17 protein-coding genes and 1 pseudogene are annotated in these 22,591 nt (G+C 63.9%); 13 read left to right on the forward strand and 5 right to left on the reverse strand.

Annotated features, from left to right (window positions below):
• Positions 1-2: 2 nt before the first annotated feature.
• The 3 genes from BBTA_RS15545 to BBTA_RS15555 all read right to left on the reverse strand — a co-directional run bounded on the left by BBTA_RS15545 (position 3) and on the right by BBTA_RS15555 (position 2,225).
• The gene (locus tag BBTA_RS15545; RefSeq protein ID WP_012043442.1) at positions 3-329 is read right to left on the reverse strand and encodes a hypothetical protein; all 327 of its coding nucleotides are present in this window, start codon (positions 327-329) and stop codon (positions 3-5) included.
• On the reverse strand, positions 326-1,258 hold the full coding sequence (locus BBTA_RS15550; RefSeq protein ID WP_012043443.1) for a Ku protein: 933 nt from the start codon (positions 1,256-1,258) through the stop codon (positions 326-328). The genes BBTA_RS15545 and BBTA_RS15550 overlap by 4 nt, the downstream gene beginning before the upstream one ends.
• A gap of 481 nt (positions 1,259-1,739) precedes the next feature.
• Positions 1,740-2,225 carry a DUF3833 family protein gene (locus tag BBTA_RS15555; RefSeq protein WP_041750668.1) on the reverse strand — a complete coding sequence of 162 codons (486 nt, stop codon included), beginning with the start codon at positions 2,223-2,225 and terminating at the stop codon, positions 1,740-1,742.
• Positions 2,226-2,405: 180 nt separating this feature from the next.
• On the opposite strand from BBTA_RS15555, the gene BBTA_RS15560 reads away from it, so the two are divergent.
• The 13 genes and pseudogenes from BBTA_RS15560 to BBTA_RS15620 all read left to right on the forward strand — a co-directional run bounded on the left by BBTA_RS15560 (position 2,406) and on the right by BBTA_RS15620 (position 20,490).
• Complete coding sequence (locus BBTA_RS15560) at positions 2,406-3,362, forward strand: ArdC family protein (protein WP_012043445.1); 957 nt, start codon at positions 2,406-2,408, stop codon at positions 3,360-3,362.
• Between the two features lie 109 nt (positions 3,363-3,471).
• Positions 3,472-3,831, forward strand: a pseudogene (locus BBTA_RS15565) (ParB/Srx family N-terminal domain-containing protein); the annotation flags it as partial.
• A gap of 375 nt (positions 3,832-4,206) precedes the next feature.
• Positions 4,207-5,364 (forward strand): tyrosine-type recombinase/integrase, encoded by a 1,158-nt coding sequence (locus tag BBTA_RS15570; protein ID WP_011931087.1) that lies wholly within the window; start codon positions 4,207-4,209, stop codon positions 5,362-5,364.
• Positions 5,354-7,165, forward strand: a complete 1,812-nt coding sequence (locus tag BBTA_RS15575; protein ID WP_011931088.1) for a hypothetical protein — start codon at positions 5,354-5,356, stop codon at positions 7,163-7,165. Before BBTA_RS15570 ends, BBTA_RS15575 begins: the two co-directional genes overlap by 11 nt.
• A 3-nt stretch (positions 7,166-7,168) precedes the next feature.
• Positions 7,169-9,043, forward strand: a complete 1,875-nt coding sequence (locus BBTA_RS15580) for an integrase (protein ID WP_011931089.1) — start codon at positions 7,169-7,171, stop codon at positions 9,041-9,043.
• On the forward strand, positions 9,003-9,515 hold the full coding sequence (locus BBTA_RS15585; protein WP_244424522.1) for a hypothetical protein: 513 nt from the start codon (positions 9,003-9,005) through the stop codon (positions 9,513-9,515). Before BBTA_RS15580 ends, BBTA_RS15585 begins: the two co-directional genes overlap by 41 nt.
• An 87-nt stretch (positions 9,516-9,602) precedes the next feature.
• Positions 9,603-10,253: a plasmid pRiA4b ORF-3 family protein gene (locus tag BBTA_RS15590; RefSeq protein WP_041751295.1), complete on the forward strand. Its 651-nt coding sequence runs from the start codon at positions 9,603-9,605 to the stop codon at positions 10,251-10,253.
• A gap of 166 nt (positions 10,254-10,419) precedes the next feature.
• Positions 10,420-12,138, forward strand: a complete 1,719-nt coding sequence (locus BBTA_RS15595) for a chromosome partitioning protein ParB (RefSeq protein WP_244424431.1) — start codon at positions 10,420-10,422, stop codon at positions 12,136-12,138.
• A 205-nt stretch (positions 12,139-12,343) separates the two neighbouring features.
• Positions 12,344-16,657: a strawberry notch family protein gene (locus tag BBTA_RS15600; protein ID WP_012043448.1), complete on the forward strand. Its 4,314-nt coding sequence runs from the start codon at positions 12,344-12,346 to the stop codon at positions 16,655-16,657.
• Positions 16,657-17,712 carry a toprim domain-containing protein gene (locus tag BBTA_RS15605; protein ID WP_012043449.1) on the forward strand — a complete coding sequence of 352 codons (1,056 nt, stop codon included), beginning with the start codon at positions 16,657-16,659 and terminating at the stop codon, positions 17,710-17,712. The genes BBTA_RS15600 and BBTA_RS15605 overlap by 1 nt, the downstream gene beginning before the upstream one ends.
• A 342-nt stretch (positions 17,713-18,054) precedes the next feature.
• Complete coding sequence (locus BBTA_RS15610; protein WP_041750669.1) at positions 18,055-18,990, forward strand: DUF2493 domain-containing protein; 936 nt, start codon at positions 18,055-18,057, stop codon at positions 18,988-18,990.
• Positions 18,991-19,160: 170 nt separating this feature from the next.
• Entirely contained in the window at positions 19,161-19,625 is a 465-nt protein-coding gene (locus tag BBTA_RS15615; RefSeq protein WP_012043451.1) for a hypothetical protein, read from the forward strand.
• Positions 19,626-20,169: 544 nt separating this feature from the next.
• A complete protein-coding gene (locus BBTA_RS15620) occupies positions 20,170-20,490 on the forward strand; it encodes a DUF736 domain-containing protein (RefSeq protein ID WP_012043452.1) in 321 nt (106 codons plus the stop codon).
• Between the two features lie 931 nt (positions 20,491-21,421).
• On the opposite strand, the gene BBTA_RS15630 is transcribed toward BBTA_RS15620, so the two are convergent.
• Together BBTA_RS15630 and BBTA_RS15635 are read right to left on the reverse strand one after the other, a co-directional pair.
• On the reverse strand, positions 21,422-22,084 hold the full coding sequence (locus tag BBTA_RS15630; protein WP_012043454.1) for an SOS response-associated peptidase: 663 nt from the start codon (positions 22,082-22,084) through the stop codon (positions 21,422-21,424).
• A 28-nt stretch (positions 22,085-22,112) separates the two neighbouring features.
• On the reverse strand, positions 22,113-22,550 hold the full coding sequence (locus BBTA_RS15635) for a hypothetical protein (RefSeq protein WP_012043455.1): 438 nt from the start codon (positions 22,548-22,550) through the stop codon (positions 22,113-22,115).
• Between the last annotated feature and the right edge of the window lie 41 nt (positions 22,551-22,591).

The raw sequence follows: 22,591 nt of genomic DNA on the forward strand, positions 1-22,591 counted from the left end.
GCTTACCTGGGCGACTGTGAGACTGCAGCATACCACGTGGCGTAGGGCGTGTTCCGTGCAATGTGGCGGTTCAGATCGGGCGAGCCGTCGCTCCACCAGACCGGCCCCCGCTCGCCCAGCGCTCTCTTAGCCTGATCCACGGCGCGGTGGGCTGCAGCTTCGGCATCCGGATTTTTCGCCGTTTTGGCGGCCCGAACCGCGCGCCGGGCCGACATGAGCTGCGTGGTCAGCTGAGCTCTTTTGTCCTCGCTGATGGCAGGATCGGTCATGCGCCAGAGGCGGCCGCGGACGACGAAGTAGCGTCCGTCCGGAGTTACGGGATACTTCAAGCCGACTTCCGCTGCCGGCCGGATGCCTGCTTCTTCGCCGACGCCTCCTTACCGGCGGTCTTCTTTCCCGCAATCGGCATCAGCATCTCTTTCTGCCCGGCGGCAGCTTTCTTCGGCTTCTTCGCCGGCTTGGCAGCCGCCTGCGTCGGCGATGCTGTCTGCCCGACCGACCGCCGCAGCGCCTCCATCAGATCGACGACATTCTCGCCCTTCGGCCGATCCTTGGGCCGGATCGTCTTGCCCGCACGCTTCTGGTTGATCAGGTCGATCAGCGCGGTCTCATAGTGGTCCTCGAACTTCTCCGGTGCGAAGGTGCCGGCCCTCTGCTCCACGATGTGCCGCGCGAGATCCAGCATGTCCTTGGTGATCTTCACGTCCTGGATCTCTTCGAAATACTCCTGCTCCGATCGCAATTCATAGGGATAGCGCAGCAGCGTGCCGACAAGGCCCTTGTCCATCGCTTCGAGCGCGATGATGTGCTCGCGGTTGGTGAGAACGATCCGGCCGATCGCGACCTTGTTCATCTCCCGGATGGTTTCGCGGATCACGGCGAAGGCATCGTGGCCGACCTTGCCATCGGGACGCAGGTAGTAGGGGCGGATCAGATAGCGCGGGTCGATGTCTGTCCTGGCCACGAACTCGTCGATTTCGATCGTGCGCGTGGACTCCAGCGCGATCTCCTCGAACTCCTCCTTCGAGACCTCAATGTATTGGCCCTTCTCGAGCTCATATCCCTTGACGATGTCCTCGTTGGGGACTTCTTCGCCCGTGTCAGCGTCGACTTTCACGTACCTGATACGGTGGCCGGTCTGCCTGTTCAGCTGGTTGAACGAGATCTTCTCGGACTCTGACGTGGCCGGGTAGAGGGCTACCGGGCACGTGACGAGCGACAGACGCAGAAAGCCTTTCCAGTTGGCGCGGGGGGCCATTGACGCGGAACTCCAGGGTTGAAGCGGTCCGGATTCAAGACGTTTGGACGGGGTGGGTTCCGACGCCGTTACGGCGAGCAGGGGGAATTGACGATCAACCCAATTTGGACGGAAGAGCCTTTATCCATCAAAAGCCGCGGGTATTGTGTCGCTCGCCGGAGGCACTCGCGCGAAGGCCGCCTCCGCTTTGCTGCGGCGCCGCTATGCTGCCTTCGCGCGGGTGCCTTGTTAACCGGTCTCGCGACTGCACTCGGTCCCGGGTCCCTCCGCTCACGCGGCGGCCGCTATGCTGACCCTCCTGCGGGTGCCTGCTCTGCCTTCGCTCCGCTTCGGCTCGAGTTCGGCCATCCACGGTGCGCCCTTTCATTACCGAGCAAAGATCGGATCGAGCGGCTACCCGTTTTTCGGCTGCTACTGTGTTTCGGCAGCTTCCGCTTATGGGAGCGGACGGAAGCGAAGCGAGTCGCGCGAACGGAAGCCGCTATGGCCCGGCAATTTTTCGATAGGTCACGTGGGCGGTCGCGAATGGAAGCCCGGCACGGCCGGCTGATCCGCGAACGATGCAGGCGTTGTCGTCGATGAGATAAAACCAGTCGTCAAAATTCAGCTTTGTGGTTTTGCCGTCTGACTGCGGTGTGTCTCTCGTGTAACGCCAATGGAATGCGCAACCGGCCTGGTCGCCTTGCGCCTCGCCGTCGAGGTGTGGCTCTAAGCCATTGTACTTACCGGGGCCACGCTTTTGGATCGTCCAGTTGAGCGTGTCCTCGTGTCCATCATCGAAACGATACGTCTCGACGAAGTGAACGACCTGCTTCGCTTCGTCCCATCGGCCTTCTGCTGTGATCGTCGCCCGCTTCAGCAGACCGCCAATCAGGCTTTCAAGCACAGCCCATCCTTCCAGTCGCCCGTCGAAGAATCGCTCTGGTAGGAAGATCGGCGTGGTGCCGTCGAATTGCTTAATGGACATTGGCTGCTCCCTGGAATGGAAACGAACCACGCAGCAGACGTCAGGTTCCGCTGCATCCGCTTAACACAATGAGCGTCTTGGGATGTGGCCCGCATGTCAGAGGAAGAGTGCAGGCCGGATTGGCCGTGACGGGTTGGAAGCGGCGAGAGAGGTCTGCCGCGCCCGTCGCGGAGATCTGCGATGCAGGGACGGAGAGTTGGAGGGCGCGTCGGTGAGGGCCGGGCTAGCCTCTACGAGGAGATCACGAGCAAGATCATCGGCGAGCTGAAGGCTAGCCGTGTGCCCTGGGTCCAGCCCTGGGGGACAAAGGCGACGAAGGCTCAGTTGGCGTTGCCCAGGAATGCGACTACGGGCCGGCCGTACTCGGGAATCAACGTCCTGATCCTCTGGGGGGCTGTGATCGAGCGCTGGTTTACCGGCCAGAGCTGGTTGACGTTCCGGCAGGCGCTGTCCGTCGGCGGATGTGTGCGTAAGGGTGAGCGTGGTGTTACGGTCGTCTATGCCGATCGCTTCGTGCCGTCGGACGAGCGGCAGCGTGCCCGCGAGACCGGTGAAGACGCGCAGGCGATTCCGTTTCTGAAGCGGTTTACGGTCTTCAACGCCGATCAATGCGATGGTCTACCAGCGGATATCGCGACAGCTGCGCCGCTTCCCCCGCCAGGAACCATCGAGCCAGTGGTCGAGTCGCTCATCACCAACACTGGCGTCGACTTCCGGATTGGGGGTGATCGTGCGTTTTATGCTCCGACGGAAAATTTCGTGCAGGTGCCGCCGCCGGCAGCGTTCTTCGAGCCGATCAATTGGCATCGCACGGCCTTGCATGAGCTCGCCCATGCGAGTGGCCACGCGTCGCGACTGAATCGCGATCTCTCGGGGCGGTTCGGCAGCAGAAAATACGCGTTCGAGGAGCTGATCGCGGAGATCGCTTCCGCCTTCAGCTGCGCCGCGCTTGGTATCGTGCCGACTGTGCGGCACGCCGACTATATCGGCGCTTGGCTCGACGTCCTGCGCGAGGACAATCGCGCCATCGTTCGGGCGGCGAGCCAGGCGAGTCGCGTGGCCGACTATCTCCTCGGCTTTGCGCCGGATGGGGTTGACCTCACTCGGCCGGCTGCACCGGATTGCGCCGCCGCTTGAGCGCGATTGCTGGACGAACGGAGGAGAGAAAGAGGGCGAGAGGTGCTCTGCGACGGGTTGCAGGCCTGAGAGAGAGGCTCCGGGCCGCCCGTCGCGGAGATATCGGACCATGACCAAGGCCGCTCAGAAGATCACGCTGTCGCCGTCGCGCGACATTCCTTTCAACAAGCTGGTGCTGAGCCAGTCCAACGTGCGCCGGATCAAGGGCGGCGTTTCGATCGAGCAACTGGCGGAGAGCATTGCCGAGCGGACGCTGTTGCAAAGCCTGAACGTTCGCGCTTTTCTCGATGGTGAGGGCAGGGAGACCGGCATGTTCGAGGTCCCAGCGGGAGGCCGGCGCTACCGGGCGCTCGAGCTCCTGGTAAAGCAGAAGCGGATGGCGAAGACGCAAGCTGTGCCCTGCGTGGTGCGGGATCAGGGCTCGGCTCTGGACGACTCGCTCGCCGAGAATGACCAGCGCGTCGGCCTGTTAGGTTCTGTGCTCGAACTGTCCTGTTAGAGTCGTGTGGCTGTCATCGTTATGGTTCATATGCGTGGGGCATTTTGAGGAGGGCACGTAGACGTCCGAGTCAAGCGTTCCCGCAGCGTAGCGAGGACAATGCTTGACGCGGCGGCGACACCACAAACTAGTCAAATGGTTGCAGGCGAAGTCCTGCAACCCTGCCACGTGGCGAACGGGAGAGCGCGAGGGGAACCCCTCGCATTCTAAACAAAAGAGTGCGCCGCAGGCGCTCCGCTTAATAACAGCTGGTTCGGGAAGCTGTCTTCTTTGTTGCTGTACAGGGAGTTGCGCCGAGCTCGGCGTCTTTTGCCGTTTCGGACGGCGAGGACCAAAGAGGACAGTATGGCGCGGATCATCAAGGCGGCGATGGGCTATGCCGCAATCCCGGCAGGCTTTCCGATTCTGGTGTCGGAGCGGATGGCGATCATCGAGCCGGCGTTTGCCTGGCTGATGGAGTTGGCGACCATACCGGGCCGCAGCCATGCGGCTGAAACGATTCGGACCTACGGCGAGCACCTGCATGACTGGTTCGACAGCCTGGAGCAATCCGGGCTCAATTGGCGCGGGGTCGGCGAGGCGGAGATTGCGGCCTGGCGCAACCGCATGCTCTCACAGCCGAGCCCGCATACGAAGCGGCCATACGCGCGGTCGACGGTGAATGATCGGGTTCGCACGGTCTGCCGGTTTTATGCCTGGGCGCAGGGACGCGGCTGGATCGAGGCCTTGCCGTTCCACTTTGTCGACGTGCGGGTGGGCTCTGGTCGGCGACAAGCGTTCCTTGCGCATGTCGATGCGCGTCCCGGTGTCGTGGCGGCAAACATCCTGACTGTTGCCGAGCATGAGCGCTTGCCGCGACCGTTGCGGGTCGATCAGTTGCGTCGGGTCTTCGCCCTGTTGGAGATGCCCTACCGCCTGATGGCGGAATGGGCGCTGGCGACGGGATTGCGGCGCAAGGAGCTTTGCGGCTTGGCTGTCTTCCAGGTCCCGGAGACAGCACATCTTGATGACGAGGATCATCCGCTAGTCGGCGTGCCCTTGACGATCACCAAGGGCGACAAGCCTCGCACGATCTACCCGCCGATCCGCTTGGTTGACCGCACGCAGCGCTATATCGACGAAGTGCGCACGCCGCAGGTACGGGCGTTGCGTCGCCAACGGTCAAATTATCGGTCGCCATCGGCGCTCTTCCTCAATCTTCAGGGGAATGCCGTCAGCAAGACGCGATTGACTGCGGTGTTTGCGGAAGCCTTCCGGGCTGCCGGTGTGGCGGGTTCATTGCATTGGTTGCGCCATACCTTTGCGATGACGATGCTGGTGCGATTACAGCGACAGGCATCGATCACGCCTGACCTCAATCCGCTGAAGATCGTCCAGGTCTTGCTGGGGCACAGTTCGATCCAGAGCACGGCGATCTACCTGCGCTGCGTCGAGCTCAATGCCCGGGAACTCGCCGACAGCATCGACTATCTCTATGGCGAGTTGATCCCCGATGGCCGGTAAGCGTGAGCGTATCGACCGGCGTCTATCGGCTGCGTCAGCGAAGGTGCTGGAGCAGCCGGCCGATGCCATTGCCGTCTTCCGCGACGGTTGGGGCGAGGTCGCAAAGCGCTACGATCTCGGCAAGCTTGGGTTGCCGACAGACGTTACGATGCTTCTGGCGGACGCCTTCCGCAATCATCATGCCGCATCGAGCTCCGAAACGCACCGTCATTGCTGGATGGCACTGCGTGTCTTCGCCCGTTTTGCGGTCGAGGACGGGCATGTTCTTTCTGCCGGGGATCTGACCACCGCAATGGTCGGGCGCTATATCGCCTGGCTGGATCGACAGATCGCGGGACAGACGAACAAGCCCTGGTCAAAGGGGGCGCGGGCGAATGTGCTGATGCAGCTTCGCCAGATGATCGACTGGACGAAGCGCCGGCATCCGTCGCGGCTGCCGTCCCGGATCGACTTCCCCTGGCGGGTCTGGCCGAACCGGACTGCCGACACCCGACCGCGTCTTGGCGGGGAGGATCTCAAGGCGATCCTACGCGCGTGCTATGAAGAACTCGACGAGGCGTGGGATCGCTTCGACACGGGGCGGACCATCCTCGCGACGAGCGGCCCGGCTGATGGCGTCGATCCCGAGCTTTGCGACATGGTCCGGGCGCTTGCTCGGGTGAATGACGGGGTGCTTCCATCGCGGACGCTTGCGATCCGCAGCCAGGTCAACATATCGGCGGTCAGCCGCCATGGCGGGCTTCGTCATCTTGGCGGTTATCTTCACTTGACCGGCGAAACGGTCGTCGCGTTCTTCATCGCCATTGCGATCCAAACGGCGGGCAATCCGGATGCGCTGCGGCTGATAACGCGCGATTGCCAAGTGGCGCATCCGCTCGACGAGCATCGCATCATCGTCGAATGGGCCAAGCCCCGGGCCGGTGCCAAGGTGAAGCGAGCGCAGCGGCGGTCCTTCGATCGCCGTCGGCGACATGCTGCGCCGAACCTGATCGACCGGTTGCTGGCGATGACGGCGCCGCTCGTCTCCCGGGCCAGCCGGCAGGACCGCAATCGCCTGTTCCTGGTCAAGAGCGAGAAGAAGGACGCGGTCACGCTCATTGCGGAGGCGACCTTGTCGCACGCCCTGAAGCCGTTCATCAAACGCTCCAATGCCCGGATCGCCATCTGGAACAAGGCTGCACCGGAGCGGGCACGTCAGCTCTTGCCGGACTTTGCCGCCGTTCTGCTGCGCGGCAGCGTCGCCACCGAATATTACAAGGCGTCTGGCGGCGACATCGTCGCGACACAGGATGTGCTCAACCATGCCCGCGCCGACACGACCGAGCTTTACATCAAGGGGCCGCAGACGCGCCGCATCCAGCGCGAGACAATCGCCCGATTGCAGGAGCTGATGCTCGGCTGGATCGTCGGCGCGAAGGCGAACTGCGAGAATCGGGCGCAGCGCGACCGGATTGCGCTGGCGAGCAATGCGACGGTTCCGTTCAGTCATGATTGCCTCAACCCGCTCGCGGGCACAGCACCAGACTCGATAGCAGGTCGGGTCTGCCGGCACTTCGGCGGATGCCTGCGCTGCCCGGGACTGGTCATCCCGATCGATGCGGAGCACATGGCGCGCATCCTTCAGGCGATCGGCGAACTGGAGCGCGCGCGTGAACGCATTGATCCGCGCCGCTTCGAGCTCCTGTATGCGCCGAGCCTGCGCATCTTGGTCGACGACATCCTGCCGGACTTCCCGCAAACACTGCGAGGTGATGCCGAACAACGAATGCTGGCTCTCGCACGGCTTCCGGCGCTGGAGTGAGCGATGACGGCTTCCACGGCGCGCAATCTTGTCGCCGCCGTCAGGCCGGCGCTTCGGATATCGGCGCGGTCCGTATGGTCCGATCAGGTCTGGCATCTCGACGGTCATCGTCCTGGCAGCAACCGCAGCGACTTCTCGCTCGACTGGGGTTTTGTTCTTGCTGACGACAGCCGGTTCAGTGATCCGCGATGGGCTGACTGGCGAGAGGCGGCGAAGCTGTTCCTATGGAGTCTGAAGCTCGATCCGCCTCCTGGGTACCGCAACGCTCATGAATCGACGATCGTCTCCGTCTTCAATAGGTTGCGGATGCTGATCCGCTGGATGGCGGCGCAGGGATATCGGTGCTTTGCCGATCTCGACCGCGACGCCTGCGACCGGTTCATGACGGTGATGGCGCAGCGTCCGGGCCACAAGCCTGGCAGTACGCTGAAGAGCACGACACTGGGAAACCATGCCAATCTGCTGACGCGCCTTTATCTGCAGGGAGCAAAGTTCCCGGAGATCGCAATCGCCGATCCATTCCCGGGGATCGCGCCGCCGTTCGTTCGCCGCGACCGGGGGTGGCTGCCTTATACGCCGGACGCGATCGCCGTGCCCCTGGTCTCGGCGGCGCTGCGGCTGATCGGGACGCCGGCCGACGACGTCATCGCTCTGCAGGCCCAGGCGCAGTCCGTCTATGACCATGCGCTCGCTAACGGGATCAGCCAGACCAAGGCCGGCTTCATCGTGACTGACGCGATCGCGCCGTTCACCTTCGCGACACTGCCTGGTGAGGAAACTGCCTGGCATGAAGCGCCCGTCACCAGCACCAAGCAGGTGCGCAATCTCGCCGATCGCATTTACGACGCCTGCTTTGTGGTGGTCAGCTATCTGGTCGGCGCCCGGATCTCGGAGATCCTCGGCCTTCAGGTCGGCTGCATCGAGCAGCATCCTGCCGACGACGGCAGCGAGAGCTTCGCCTATCTCGTCGGGCGGATTTACAAGACGGCGCGTGGCATCGATGGCGAAGCCCATCGCTGGGTTGCGCCGGCACCCGTCGAGCGGGCTGTCGTAGTCATGGAGCGGCTGACCGCCCGTCTTCGGGCCCAAAGCGGACGAGACGATCTCTTTCTGGCGATGGCTAGCAACGGCCTTATTGGTCCTGCGGCCCGCATCAACCTCCCCGTCGGCTCCACGATCATAAGGCGGCTGAATGATCTGTTTGCGCTGTTCATCGGCCTGCCGGACCACGAGGGCGAGCCCTGGCATCTGAACACGCATCAGGGCCGCAAGACGTTTGCCCGCTTCGTCGGCAAACGCGACCGGACCGGCCTGTATGCGCTTCAGGCCCACTTCGGTCATGTGACCCGGGCCATGACTGATCGCGGCTACGTCGGGACCGACTTCGCGCTCGACGACCTGATCGACCGGCATGCCCGGGAAGAAACCCGCGCCGCTCTCGAAGAAGTGCTGACGGCAACCGCCCTCGCGGGCAAGGGCGGACGGATGATCGCCGCCCGCTCCCAGTTCCGCGGGCGCACGCGCGACGGCGATGTCCAGGCCTATGTCTCCTTCCTGATGGAGGAGACTGATCTGCGGCTCGGCGTCTGCGATTGGGGCTATTGCGTCTACCGCGTCGAAACGGCTGCCTGCTTCGGCGATGAGAAAGGCCCCAACCCCGTTCTGAGGACCGAAAGTACGTGTCTCGCCTGCGCCAACTTCGCCGTCACCGCCAGGCACAGGCCTGTCTGGCAGGCCCGCCGCGATCGCAATACGGATCTTCTCGGCCATCCCGGCCTGGACCCGGTCAGCCGGCAACTCGCCGAAACCCGGATTGCCGAATGCGATCGCATCCTTGGTGAACTCGACCATGCAAAGGATGTTCGCCATGGCGCGTAAGACCAGCAAAATGCCGGCCCTCACGCCTGCCGAAAAGCGCCTGCGCAACACCCACTGCAAGCTGCGGGATGCTCTGGAGCGGCTGGTGAAGGGGCTGCCCACACACCCGGACCTGCAAAAGCGATCCTACCGCCTGACCGTCGCGACGCTCGCACGCGAAGCGCGCGTCGGCCGCAATGCGATCTACGCCAATCATCGATCGATCATCGACGAATTACGCCGCGCCAGTGATCGCAAGGTCGTTCCCGAGAAGCTCGCAGCCTGGGAAGACAAACTCGCCCAGCAGCGCGCTCTGATCCAGGTCTTGCAGATCGAGGAGCGGCGTATGGTGACGGAAAATGCCGTCCTGCTGAAGCGCATCCTCGACGCCGAAACGGAGGTTGAGCGGCAGAAGCGTCATAATGCCCGCCTGATCGCCGAACGCGATCGCGCCGTGAAACCAGTGCCGCTCACTCGCGGGCCAAAATCCTGACGTCGTCTACGACTGCCGGTTTGTGTCGGTGCGGTCGCCGAAGGACAATCGTCGCCCCATCTATTGCCTGCGACAATCATGCGCGGCATGATCTGCGGCATGCTTGACCCCTTCGATCCAGACAGCTTCATTGTGCGCGCCGAGGTTCATATCCTCGGCATCGAGCCCAAGATCAGCCGCATCCTCGAACTGCCAATCACTCTCAACCTAGCCCAACTCCACGAGGTGCTGCAGGCCGCCTTTGGCTGGACCGACAGCCATCTGCATCAGTTCAATATTGGCGGTCTCATCTACGGAGCTCCAGAGTTCGATGACGACGGTCTGTCCGACAGCAGGATCTTCGAGGCGACCGAGGTCAGGATGATCGACCTTCACTTTCCCGACGATCCCAGCGAAAACCCTCTCGCGATCCTCTACGAATACGACTTCGGCGACAATTGGCGTCATCTGCTGCGCTTGGAGCGCGTCGCGCGCGAGGAGAGTGCCCAATATCCTCGCTGTATCGCCGCCGCACGCTCAGGACCCCCCGAAGACGCTGGTGGGCCTTCAGGCTATGCCGACTTCCTCGAGGCCTGGCTCGACCCCGACCATGAAGAACATAAAGCGATGCAACGATGGGCTGGCCGCAAGTTCCACCCGGAGTCCTGCAATCTCGACGACATCAACAAGGCTATCGCCAAAGCACTACACGCATCAAAGGACGACTATCGCTTCCGTCGAGAAAGCCATCGTGATTGACACCAACCGGCTGCGCTTCAGTGCCAAAGAGACACCCAAAACGCAAGGCGCAGCCAAGAAGACTAAAGAATCAACGTCATCCAGCTAACAGGACACTTGACGCATAACCTAAGCGCTGCATCCCCTCGATCAATTCCGCGCGTTCCAGGCGTTGCGTGACAGCGGCATGGGCGAGGAGGAGATCGCGGCGAGGCATTTCGTGACGGTTGCGATCGTCAAGCAGCGCTTGCGGCTGGCTGCCGTCTCGCCTGCGCTGCTCGATGTCTACGCCGCCGACGGCATGACGCTCGAGCAGTTGATGGCGTTTACGGTGACGGCGGATCATGCGCGCCAACAGGAGGTTTTGGACAAGGTCAGCCGCTCCGGGTGCGATGCGCCCTACCAGATCCGCCGTCAGCTTACGGAGCAGACGGTGCGAGCGTCCGACCGCAGGGCGCAGTTCGTCGGACTTTCCGCCTACGAGGCAGCGGGCGGGGTCGTGCTGCGGGATCTGTTCGAGGCCGATGACGGTGGATGGCTGCAGGATGTCGCGCTGCTCGACCGGCTCGTGGCGGAAAAGCTGCAGACCGAAGCGGAGCGGATCGGCGCCGAGGGCTGGAAGTGGATCGCAGCCGCCGTCGATTTCCCGTTCGGACATACGCATAGCCTGCGCGAGTGTAACGGAGAGCCGGCCGAACTCACCGCCGATGAGCAGGCGGCCATCGAAGCGCTGCGGACCGAGCAGGCCAAACTCGAGGCTGACTATGGCCAGGCCGACGAGTTGCCTGAGAACGTCGATCGGCGTCTCGGTGAGATCGAGGCTGCGCTGCAGTCGTTCGATGATCGGCCGATGATCTACGATGCAGCCGAGATGGCGCGGGCCGGCGCGTTCGTCAGCATCGACTCCGAGGGTGGCCTCCGCGTCGCCCGTGGCTTCGTCCGTCCAGAGGATGAGGTCACGGCGACCAGCGACGAGCCGAATGCCGAAGCTGGTGCCGACGGCGATCACGGGACCGGCGTTCCTAACGTGGCGGGCAGGGGACCGGCGCCGACGATCGTCATCGGCAACGGCGAGCAGGATGGGTCTAATGAGGACGGGGAGGATGTCGAGCGCCCATTGCCCGACCGGTTGATCAGCGAGCTCTCAGCCTATCGCACGCTCGCCCTTCGCGATGCGCTCGGCCGAGAGCCCTCGATCGCGTTCCAGGCGGTGTTGCACAGCTTCGTGCTGGCGACATTCTATCCGTTCGGTTCGACGCTCAATTGCCTGGATATCTCGCTGCGTACGCCGAGCTTCCCGGCGCAGCCGCCCGGCTTGCAGGACAGCGCCCCGGCCAAGGCGATTGGCGCCCGGCACACATCCTGGAAGGCGAAACTGCCGGCCAGCGACAAGGACCTCTGGGCAGCGTTGACGGCGATGGACGCGACAGCCCAGGCCGAGCTCTTCGCCCATTGCGCCTCGCAGGCCGTGAACGCGCTCTTTGAGCCGGCCAACCGGGTGCATCAAGGCCGCCTGTCGGCCCATGGCGTCCGCGGCCGCCTCGATCAGGCTGACCGTCTGTCGCGTGCCGTTGGGCTCGATCTGGTCAGCGCCGGCTGGAGGCCCACCGTGGACAATTACCTCGGTCGCGTCACCAAGCACCGCATCCTGCAGGCGGTGCGCGAAGCGAAGGGCGAAGCTTCGGTCCAGCTGATCGCGCATTTGAAGAAGCCGGACATGGCGCGCGAAGCCGAACGGCTGCTCGACAGCAGCCGCTGGCTGCCGGAGCCGCTGCGTGGCGCCGATGCGGACATGAGGCCGGCGGTCGAAGGCGCCGATGCCGACAGCCTGCCGGCGTTCCTCAGCGAGGACGAGGAGGCGAGCGAAGGCGCAGACGAAGTCGAGGAGATCGTTGCCGCGGAATGACCCTCGCCGGGGGAGGATCGCCTCGGGCCCGGAGAAACCGTTGACGGAAGCCCGGCCAGATCGGCCGGGCTTTTTCATTGAGGTCACCGTCCGTTTGAGCGTGTCGAGAGTGAGAGAGGCGGAGCAGTGCGGGTAAGGCCGCCGGACCAGAGAGAGCGTTCGGCAGTGCTGTTCCGCATCCCGCTCTCCTCTGAGGTTCCTCGAGATGATCACCGAGACGAGCTGCCATACAGCATCCTTTGCTCTGCTGGCGCGCGCCAAGGCCGTCCTTCGTGCGGCTGAGCTGCTGCTGCCAATCCTCGCCCGTGGCGAGCGCATCGATGCAAGGTGCCTGCGCCTGGTCATGCAGACCGCGTTTGGCGCCAGTGATGCCGACGGGAGCTGGGATTGGAAGACGGCCTACGAGGCCTGCGAGGTCGCTTCTGTTCTGTTCCTGGCCAAGTACGGTCCTGCGATGATCAAGGCGAGCCATGGCATGCCGTCGGCCATGTTGCCGATGGTCGCCAAGATCGCAGCCCTTCTGCCGAGCCATACCAGGCGCTCGCTAGAGAGCCAGAGTTTTCAGCAGTTCTCGACGCCGTTGCCGTTGGCGCTTGCTGTGGCCGCAGCGGCGCAAGTGACATCGGCCGATCGTGTGCTGGAGCCATCGGCAGGGACGGGGAGCCTGGCTGTCTTCGCGGAGCTCGCCGGCGGCGCGCTCCTGCTCAATGAGCTCGCTGCAAGCCGCGCCGCCTTGCTCGATCTGGTGTTTCCGGGCGTGAGTGTGACGCGCTTCGATGCCGCGCAGATCGATGATCATCTCGATGCCGCCTGCGTCCCAAGCGTCGTCCTGATGAACCCGCCGTTCTCGGCGACAGCGAACGTGGATCGCCCTCTGGGCGATACGACGTTGCGCCATCTCTCTTCGGCGCTCGCTCGGCTCGGAGATGGGGGACGACTGGTCGCAATCACAGCCGCCAGCTTTGCGCCGGACAATCCGACCTGGACGGATGTTTTCGTGTGTCTGCAGGAGCGGGGCCGCCTCGTCTTCTCTGCTGCGATCGATGGCACTGTCTACGCGCGGCAGGGGACGACGACGAGCACACGGATGCTCGTGATCGACAAGCAGCCGCCGCGAGATCCTCGTGTCTTTCCGCAGTCGGCTGGGATGGCGCCTGACGCGAGGGCCTTGCTTGGTTGGATCACGGCGCTCGTACCGCCGCGGCTGCCCATGGCAGGCCGTTTTGTTGCGCAGATGGGGCAGCGTGCCGGTCTCCGTCCGAGAGACCAACGCGCATTGGTATCTAGCTGCTCCTTTCCATCGCCAATGTCGTCCGAGCCTGCGGTCAGTGAGCTCGCTTACGAGCTGATGGATGATGTGCCCGCGGAAGGATCCCGCCTGACTGACGCGCTATACGAGGCGTATCAGCTGCAGTCTATCCGCATCCCGGGAGCGCAGCCGCATCCCACGAAGCTCGTGCAATCCGCCGCTATGGCGTCGGTCGCTCCGCCCATACCCACCTATCGGTCGCATGTGGTGCCCCGGCTCGTAACCGATGGCGTGCTGTCGGACGCGCAGCTCGAGAGCATCATCTATGCCGGCGAGGCGCATGCTGGCTTCCTGGCGGGTGTCTGGACTGTCGACGAGACCTTCGACCAGGTTTGTGCGGCCAGCGAGGACACCGAGGGCGCGGTACGCCTCCGGCGCGGCTGGTTCCTCGGCGATGGCACGGGCGCCGGGAAAGGCCGCCAGGTCGCGGGCATCCTGCTCGACAATTGGCTGAAGGGCCGGCGCCGGGCGATCTGGGTCAGCAAGTCCGACAAGCTGATCGAGGACGCCCAGCGCGACTGGGCGGCGCTCGGCATGGAGCGGTTGCTGGTCACGCCGCTGTCGCGCTTCCGCCAGGGCACGCCGATCCGGCTCGATCAAGCCATCCTTTTTACGACCTACGCCACGCTACGAACCGACGAGAAGGCCGAAAAGCTTTCCCGCGTCCGCCAGATCGTCGACTGGGTGGGGCGGGATTTCGATGGCGTGATCATCTTCGACGAGAGCCATGCGATGCAGAACGCCGCGGGCAACAAGGGCGATCGGGGCGAGCAGGCGGCTTCGCAGCAGGGCCGCGCCGGCTTGAGATTGCAGCACGCGCTGCCCAATGCCCGCATCGTCTATGTCTCAGCAACAGGCGCGACCACCGTCCATAATCTGGCCTATGCCCAGCGGCTCGGATTGTGGGGCGGTGCGGATTTCCCGTTTGCGACGCGGGCGGATTTCGTGGCGGCGATCGAGGAGGGCGGGGTTGCGGCCATGGAGGTGATGGCCAGGGACCTCAAGGCCCTCGGCTTGTACGCTGCACGGTCGCTGTCCTTCGAGGGCATCGAATACGAGCTGCTCGAGCACCGGCTCACGGACGAGCAGATCAGGATTTACGACGCTTATGCGGAGGCGTTCGCGGTCATTCACAACAATCTCGAGGCCGCGATGCGGGCGGCCAACATCACCGGCGCTACCTGCACGCTGAACGCGCAGGCCAAGTCGGCGGCGCGCTCGGCTTTCGAATCCGCCAAGCAGCGATTCTTCGGGCACCTCTTGACCTCGATGAAGACGCCAACGCTGATCAACGCGATCAAGCGTGATCTCGAAGCCGGCCATGCCGCAGTCATCCAGATCGTCTCGACCGGCGAAGCCCTGATGGAGCGCCGGCTGGCCGAGATCCCGACCGAGGACTGGCGCGACGTCCAGGTCGACATCACGCCCCGCGAATATGTCTTGGACTATCTCGCCCATTCCTTCCCGGTCCAGCTCTACGAGCCGTTCACGGACGGCGACGGCAATTTGTTGTCGCGGCCAGTCTACCGCGATGGTCAGCCGGTCGAGAGCCGCGAAGCGGTCGCGCGCCGCGACCAGATGATCGAGCATCTTGCCTCGCTTGCTCCGGTGCCCGGTGCGCTCGATCAGATCGTCCAGCGGTTCGGCACCGATATGGTGGCCGAGGTCACAGGGCGATCGCGACGGATCGTCCGTATCCGTGATCGGCTCGCGGTCGAGACGAGAGCGGCCTCTGCAAACCTCGCCGAGGCCGCGGCGTTCATGGATGACCAGAAGCGCATCCTGGTGTTCTCGGATGCCGGCGGCACCGGGCGCAGCTACCACGCCGAGCTCTCGGCCAAGAACAGGCGGCTGCGGGTGCATTATCTTCTTGAGCCGGGCTGGAAGGCGGATGCCGCGATCCAGGGGCTTGGGCGGACCAACCGCACCAACCAGGCACAACCGCCGCTGTTTCGCCCGATCGCGACCGACGTGAAGGCCGAGAAGCGCTTTCTGTCGACCATCGCGCGCAGGCTCGACACGCTGGGGGCAATCACCCGTGGGCAGCGCCAGACCGGCGGGCAGGGATTGTTCCGCCCTGAGGACAACCTCGAAGGCCCGCACGCACGCGATGCGCTGCGTCAGCTCTATGGGCTTCTGGCGCGCGGCCAGGTCGGCAGCTGCTCACTGCAGCGCTTCGAGCAGGCCACGGGATTGAAGCTGACCGATGAGAATGGCCTGCGCGACGAGCTGCCGCCGATTACGACGTTCCTCAACCGGCTGCTCGCGCTGACGATCGAGCTGCAGAACATTCTCTTCACGGTATTTGAGCAGCTGCTGGCCGCGCGGATCGAGGGTGCCATCGCATCGGGGACTTACGATGCTGGCCTGGAGACGCTGCGAGCCGAGAGCTTCGTCGTCACCGAGCGGCGCACGATCTACAGCCATCCAGCAAACGGCGCTGAGACCCATCTCGTCACGATCACCCAGCGCGATCGCAATCGGCCGATGCCGCTGAACGAGGCGTTGGAGCGGCTCCTGCAGCGCCGCGCTGTTCCGCTACGCAATGTTCGCTCGGGGCGAGCGGCGATCCAAATGCCGGCGCCGAGCTGGCTGCTCGACGATGGCGAGATCGAGCCACGAGCCCAACTGATCGGACCGATGGGACGCCGCACTCTGCCGCTGGCCAAGCTCGCCGAGCATGATTGGGTCGAGGCCGATCGCGAGCAGTTCAAGGCCGGCTGGAGCGCGGAGCTTGCATCCATCCCAGAGTTCACGACCAGCACGATCTACCTCGTCACCGGGCTCCTGCTGCCGATCTGGAAGCGCCTCCCTCAGGAGTCGACGCGGGTCTACCGTCTCCAGACCGATGCAGGCGAGCGCATCATCGGCCGGAAGGTCCCGCTCAGTTGGGTCACGGCAATGTCGGCGGAGAGACCGGCGCTCGCAGCTGAAGAGGCGTTCGCTGCACTGCTGCGCGACGGCTATGTGCTCGATCTCGCCGAAGGCCTGCAGCTGCGGCGAGCCCGCGTCATGGGTGTCGATCGGATCGAGCTGTCGGGCTTCACCGAGGGGCTCAGAGATTGTCTCAGGGTCTATGGGCTGTTCGGCGAGATCATCTCCTGGAAGCTGCGGATGTTCGTGCCCACCGATGCAAGCGGCGCGGCGGTCCTGACCAAGGTTCTGGAGCGCTTTCCGATTGCGCAAGTCCGTGGGCGGGAGCGACCGTGATGGCAAGCGACGCGTCAGAACTGGCGCGCCGCCTCGCGCGTGAGGCCGAGGCGGTGTGCCGTCACTATCTCTCCAACGGCAGGCGGGAGGGGTGCTATTGGCTGGTAGGGGATATCAACAATACGCCCGGCCGCTCGCTGTTCGTGCGGTTGCATGCTTCTTCGAAGGGGCCAGCCGGCAAATGGACCGATGCCGCGACCGGCGAGCATGGCGATCTGCTCGACGTCATCGGGACCACATGCGCTCTGCGGAGCTTCCGCGAGATTGCCGAGGAGGCGCGGCGGTTCTTGCGGCTGCCTCGCTGGCAGCGCGATCCGGCGATCGAGCCCAAAGCTCCCGGGCGTTCGCGCGACCCGATCAAGGCGGCTCGCCGGCTCTTCGCAATGTCTCAGCCGCTGACGGGGACGCTCGGTGAGGCCTATCTGGCCAATCGAGGCATTGATCCACCTGCTGCCACGGCTGCGGCACTCCGGTTCCATCCGCAATGCTTCTATCGACCGGATGACACCACGACGATCGAGACTTGGCCGGCCCTGATTGCCGCCGTGACCGATCTCGATGACTGCATCACCGGCGTCCATCGCACCTGGCTCGATCCTGATGGCTTTGATGATCGCAGGCTCGGCAAGGCGCCGATCGAGACGCCGCGACGGGCAATGGGCGACCTGCTTGGACACGCCGTTCGCTTCGGGATCGCTGATGACGTCATGGCGGCTGGTGAGGGCATCGAGACCATGCTGTCATTGCGGACGGTGTTGCCATCCCTGCCGGTTGCCGCAGCACTCTCGGCCAACCATCTCGCCACGCTGCTGTCGCCGGCAACGCTGCGCCGGCTCTATGTCGCTGTCGATGCTGACGCTGCCGGGATCAATGCGGCCAAGTCCCTGACGGCACGAGCGCTGGACGCCGGCATCGAGGCGATTGCCCTGTGTCCTCGTCTTGGGGATTTCAACGAAGATCTGCGCGCATTCGGGAAAGCCCAGCTCCGGGACATGCTGCGCCATCAGCTGTCGCCGGAGGACGCCGCGCGCTCCCTGGACGTGATTTCGGCCTAGCTAAACGTCGGTCCTACGTCGGGGGTACCGCTCTGCGCTCGCTACCCGTGGGCGGGCGAGAGGATCTCATCTGAGCCTCGAGAGCCGCGCCGGGGCCTTCTTCAGAGGCGATCGGACAGCAGGCGGTCCGGTCCGGCAATGGCGGTGCGCAGCTATTTTCCGCCGGCCCGCGCGCGGGCCTTTGCACCGCGAAACAAAATAGCCGCGCACCGCCATCCTCCGCTGTCGCTCCGGCCCGCTGCTCGAAGGGATCAGCGGGTTCTGGTCCGGTCCGCCCGCCGTCTTGGAGATCGCTATGGAAGGCCGCGATCGGCGCGGTCAGAGATCACAGACGAGATCCCTATGTCCGACCACCACGACGAGATGCGAGAGCCGCGCGACACCCGGTCGACGACCGACGACGCCTTGGCCGAACTCCAACTGTATGGCTACCGTCCCTTCGACGACGAGCCTGATCCACGGCCGCTCCCGGAGGGCAGGGCCATCACTGGTGCGGTCGCCGACATCTTCGACGCCCTGGTGGCGACACTCTCCGACACCCGCCTCGAGCCTGAGCTCAAGGATCTCTTGTGGTCGGCGGTCAACCTTTTCCACCGTGCGACGATGCGCATCGAGCGCGAGCTCGACGGCAATGAGCAGGCGCAGCGGACCAGCCAGCGCGAACAGAACGGCTCGGAGGTCCGCTCCGTCGAGCTCGAGCGGCTGACGTCGGAAGGGCTGTCGCTGGTCGAGCGCCGCAACGTCATGGAGCTGTTTCGCGACCTTGCCGCGGAGGCCTTCGAACTGCATACGCGATCGCCCTGGCGCCCGCGATCCGGCTCGCAGGTCAACCACCGCACGCTGACGGCCGCCATGATCGACTCCCGCGACTTCCTCGCCGCCAAGCGACGCGCCGAGACCGAGGTCATGCTGCCGCAGGGTCCGAAGATCGCACTCACTGGTGGACCGGACTTCAACGACGTCGCGCTCATCTGGGACCGGCTCGACAAGGTCCACGCCAAGCACCCCGACATGGTGCTCTTGCATGGCGGCTCGCCGAAGGGCGCCGAGCTGATTGCCTCCAAATGGGCCGCGAACCGGAAGGTGCCGCAGGTCGCCTTCAAGCCCGACTGGACGAGGCACAACAAGGCCGCACCCTTCAAGCGCAACGACGCCATGCTGGAGACGCTCCCGATCGGCGTGATGGTCTTTCCCGGCTCGGGGATTCAAGGCAACCTCGCCGACAAGGCCCGTCGCCTCGGCATTCCCGTCTGGATCTTCGGCAAAGGCGGCGCGTGAGCGCCGTCGACTCCTAAACGTTCCGCCGGGCCCAAAACGCGTCGGACGCCGCTCGAGCATCGGCACGACCGTCCGCAACTTTGTCCAAATCAGGATGCATATTGTTCGGATCGCGCCGCGGTGGTGGTGGAAGGCGCATCCCGTCATAGCTTTGCACGGAGGCCACCGCCATGCCCGCGATTACTCTCATCCTTGGACTGGTCAGCGTCGGACTGTTGTGCCGCGCGCTGTTCAAGCTGGCTGTTCACGCTCTCCCGTTCTTCGTTGCGGTCAGCACCAGCATGGCGGTCCTGAGTGCAGGCGTCGGGATCGCCGGGGCATTTTTGGTCGGCCTCACCGCGGCGGCTCTCACCCTGACCGTCGGCCGAATTCTGTTCGTAACCTCACGATCCCCGCTGATGCGCGCCTGCGTGGCAGCAGCTTTTCTCGTCCCGGCAGCAATGGCCGGCCGTCACACGGCGCTGGGTGTTGCCTTCCTTGCTGGGCCATCGCCGCTCTGGTGCGAGATCATCGGTTGGTTGGGTGCGCTCCTGGCGGGTGGATGCGCTCTGCATGAGTTGCTCAGTCACGATCTGCCCCGCCCGTCGCGGACCGAGCAGGGCGGCGATCGGTCGCTCCACTCTTTGCGGCTGTGAACCTGACCTGGGCAGTCTAGCCGCCTGTGCCTCGAACGGTCGACGGAATTGTTCTGGGTCACGAATGTGCTCAGTTGAGCGAATGCGAGCCCCCGAACTGGAGCTTGCGGCCCACCCCAGAACGATCTTACCAGCGCAAGACATCGGCTGACCGGCTCACGGCAGGTTCGCGGACACGGGGCTAAGATCGACATGCGCTTTTCTTGCCGTCGGCTTCTGATCGTACGCCTAGTTCGTCGGACGTCTTGTGCGGCCGCGGCTCACCATGTCTCTCCTGGAAGCTGATCGGGACGGCGACGCACCTTGCCTCGTGATGGCTTGATCTGGCCGAAGACCGGCTACGCCTCGATCGCCTGAGCGCAACGCCGCCGGCCAACTTTCTTCCCCTGGGCGGAGCCGCCCATTCCTCGCGGGACAAGAAAGTGGTCCGGCGTCGTCCTCCGCTTCGCTCCAGCCCTGCGGGTGCGCCGTCGATCGCCGTTCGCCCGAGATGCGCCATCGAGGCCGCGGTGGTCGCGGCCCGAACCAGCCAAGGAGAGACGACATGGCTTCCATCGGTTCCTTCAAGAAGGTCGGCGACGATTTCCAGGGCGAGATCATCACCCTGAGCCTCAAGGCCAAGGGCGTGCGCATCGTCCCCGAGACCAACCGCTCCAGCGAGAACGCGCCCAGCCACCGCGTCTACGCAGGCCGGGTCGAGATCGGAGCTGCCTGGGCGCGCCGCTCCGAGGAGGGACGCGACTATCTCTCGCTCAAGCTCGACGATCCCTCGTTCAACGCCCCGATCTACGCCAACCTGTTCGAGGACGAGGGCGGCGAGGGCTACACGCTCCTGTGGTCGCGACCGCGCAAGACGGCGGAGTGAGTCCACAGAGGGCTCCGCCCGGATGACCCGGGCGGAGCCAAGGTCGGACTCTGGCTGTTGCTGGTGCGATCTCGGACCACGCCCTTCCAGCCGGGGGCCTCGCGCCGAGCAGCGTCAAGTGTGAAGCTTGACAGGCTTACGCCAATGTTGGCGGCTTCGGCTCGTGTGCCTGCTCCGCCGGAGGTGGATGCTCGATTTCCCGCCTCGTACGATCAATGAGATGCAGAGTCGTCGTTTCACCGAGCTCTTCGGCGTATGCAGACGCTGCTTCGAGGTGAAACAGCATCATCTTGCGCGAGGCTCCCAGTCGATCGGTCATATCGAAAACGAACAGCAGCGCCGGCGAGTGTGCAATTACATAGGCTATGGTTGAAGGGATCATTCTTGGCGGAGGCTGTTTAAGTGGGAGCTTAGCCGGCGAGACTCGACTGGCATGATCTCGATCTAATGTTCGGTTCGCAGGGTTTGTAAGGAGCATCTTGGTAAAGGAGTTGATGCCACGAACCAGATCGGAGTGAATGACCGCGCTTGGCAATGTGCGGCTCATATAACGTTCTGCGCACCGGCACGGTATCCAAGATCTTTAGCAAGTGGAGCAGATGCTAATTGATCTGCTCGCTTGTCGCATGCAGTCGGCCCGCGTCGCTGTGAATGGCTTCCCGGCGGCAACCGCGACACCAGTAGAGTTCACCACATTCGGTGTGAACAATCTTGAAGCCGTCCGGAACGGATTCCGCACGGTATTCGTATGTCGATCCACTAGGTTGGAAAAGCTGCAAAAGGCCGGAGTTTCTACAGTTTGGGCATGTCAGCAGCTCAGTCCAACGCGCACCCGTCGACATTGCGAAGCTCCTTAAGCATGACCGAGAAGAAGAACGCAGCTCATCAGCGCCGTCTGGTCAAAATTGCTCAATTGGGCTGCGATATTGCATCAGGCTGCTGCTATGTCTTCCTTTGCCGGACCGCGCGCGACGATCTTGAGGACATCATCTTCAAGTGCACGCTGGAGCGCTTTGGCCTCATTCCATGGTGCGCGCAGCCAAACCTCTCGCTCTTCATCCGTCGTCAGGATGACCGGCATCGCCTTCGGATGGATGGGAGCAACAATGGCGTTCGGCTCGGTTGTCAGGAAGCCGTAGACCAAGTGCGGGCCCGGGATCGGCTTGGACTTTGTTCCGCGTTCGCCCTGGAATTCAGTCCAGATGCCGGCGAAGCAGGTCAGCGGGCGATCGTCAGACGAGGCGAACCAGACCACATCCTTCTTCTTGGTCTCTGGGTTCGGTTCTGGCGCGTATTCCGCAAAGCTGTTGAAGGGCACCAGGCATCGGTTCTCGGGCTTCAGCCAGCCCCGCCAATGCGGAGACGAGGTGTTGCGGATGTTCGTCACGGGTGGCCCGCCGGTCCGTGGAGGCGGCGGCATCCCCCAGCGCATCATCAGCATCTCGCGGTCTTCTTCGTTGCCGCGAATGACGGGTGCCGGGTAGTCCGGGAAGACACCGGGCATCGGAGGAAGATTACCTTCATATCGGCGGACGACCCGAAACAGTGCCGCGATTGCGGCCTGGTTGGTGGTGATGCTGTAGAGGTTGCACATTCTAAGGCTCAGTCCGGTCCAGCGCTCGTCATTGCGAGGTGTCCATATGTGTTGAGTAGATGTGGTCCTCGGTCGTCCTGAGTTCTATCTCCGCACCGCAGAAGCACCGGGATCTGCCGGACGTATTCTGGGTTGGGAGGCGGCAGCCGGCATCCCACATCGCGTATTTCCAGGCCGTGAACGCTTCATGTCGACGCCACTCGTCGAAGTCTCCCGGAGATCGACGTGCAACGAACGCGCTCCACGCGCTCTCAAATGCCGAGCGCGCCTCTGCAAACGATGCCGCCGTCCCGACACTTTGCTCGCCGGGATGACTGCCTGGATAAAAGCCGCAGAACCACTGCCAAGCCGGTGATCCGATCGATCCCTTGTTCTTGGCAATCGTACCGGCTTGAATGTCGCCGAAGTAGATGCGCCAGGTCTCCTCTGGCGCCTTGGAATCGCGGCGGCGGGTGAGGGCGGTCATCCCGTATAGATTCCAGCCTGTGGGCTGAAAAGGAAGCCGCT

Source organism: Bradyrhizobium sp. BTAi1, assembly GCF_000015165.1.
In the GTDB taxonomy this organism is placed as follows: Bacteria; Pseudomonadota; Alphaproteobacteria; order Rhizobiales; family Xanthobacteraceae; genus Bradyrhizobium; species Bradyrhizobium denitrificans.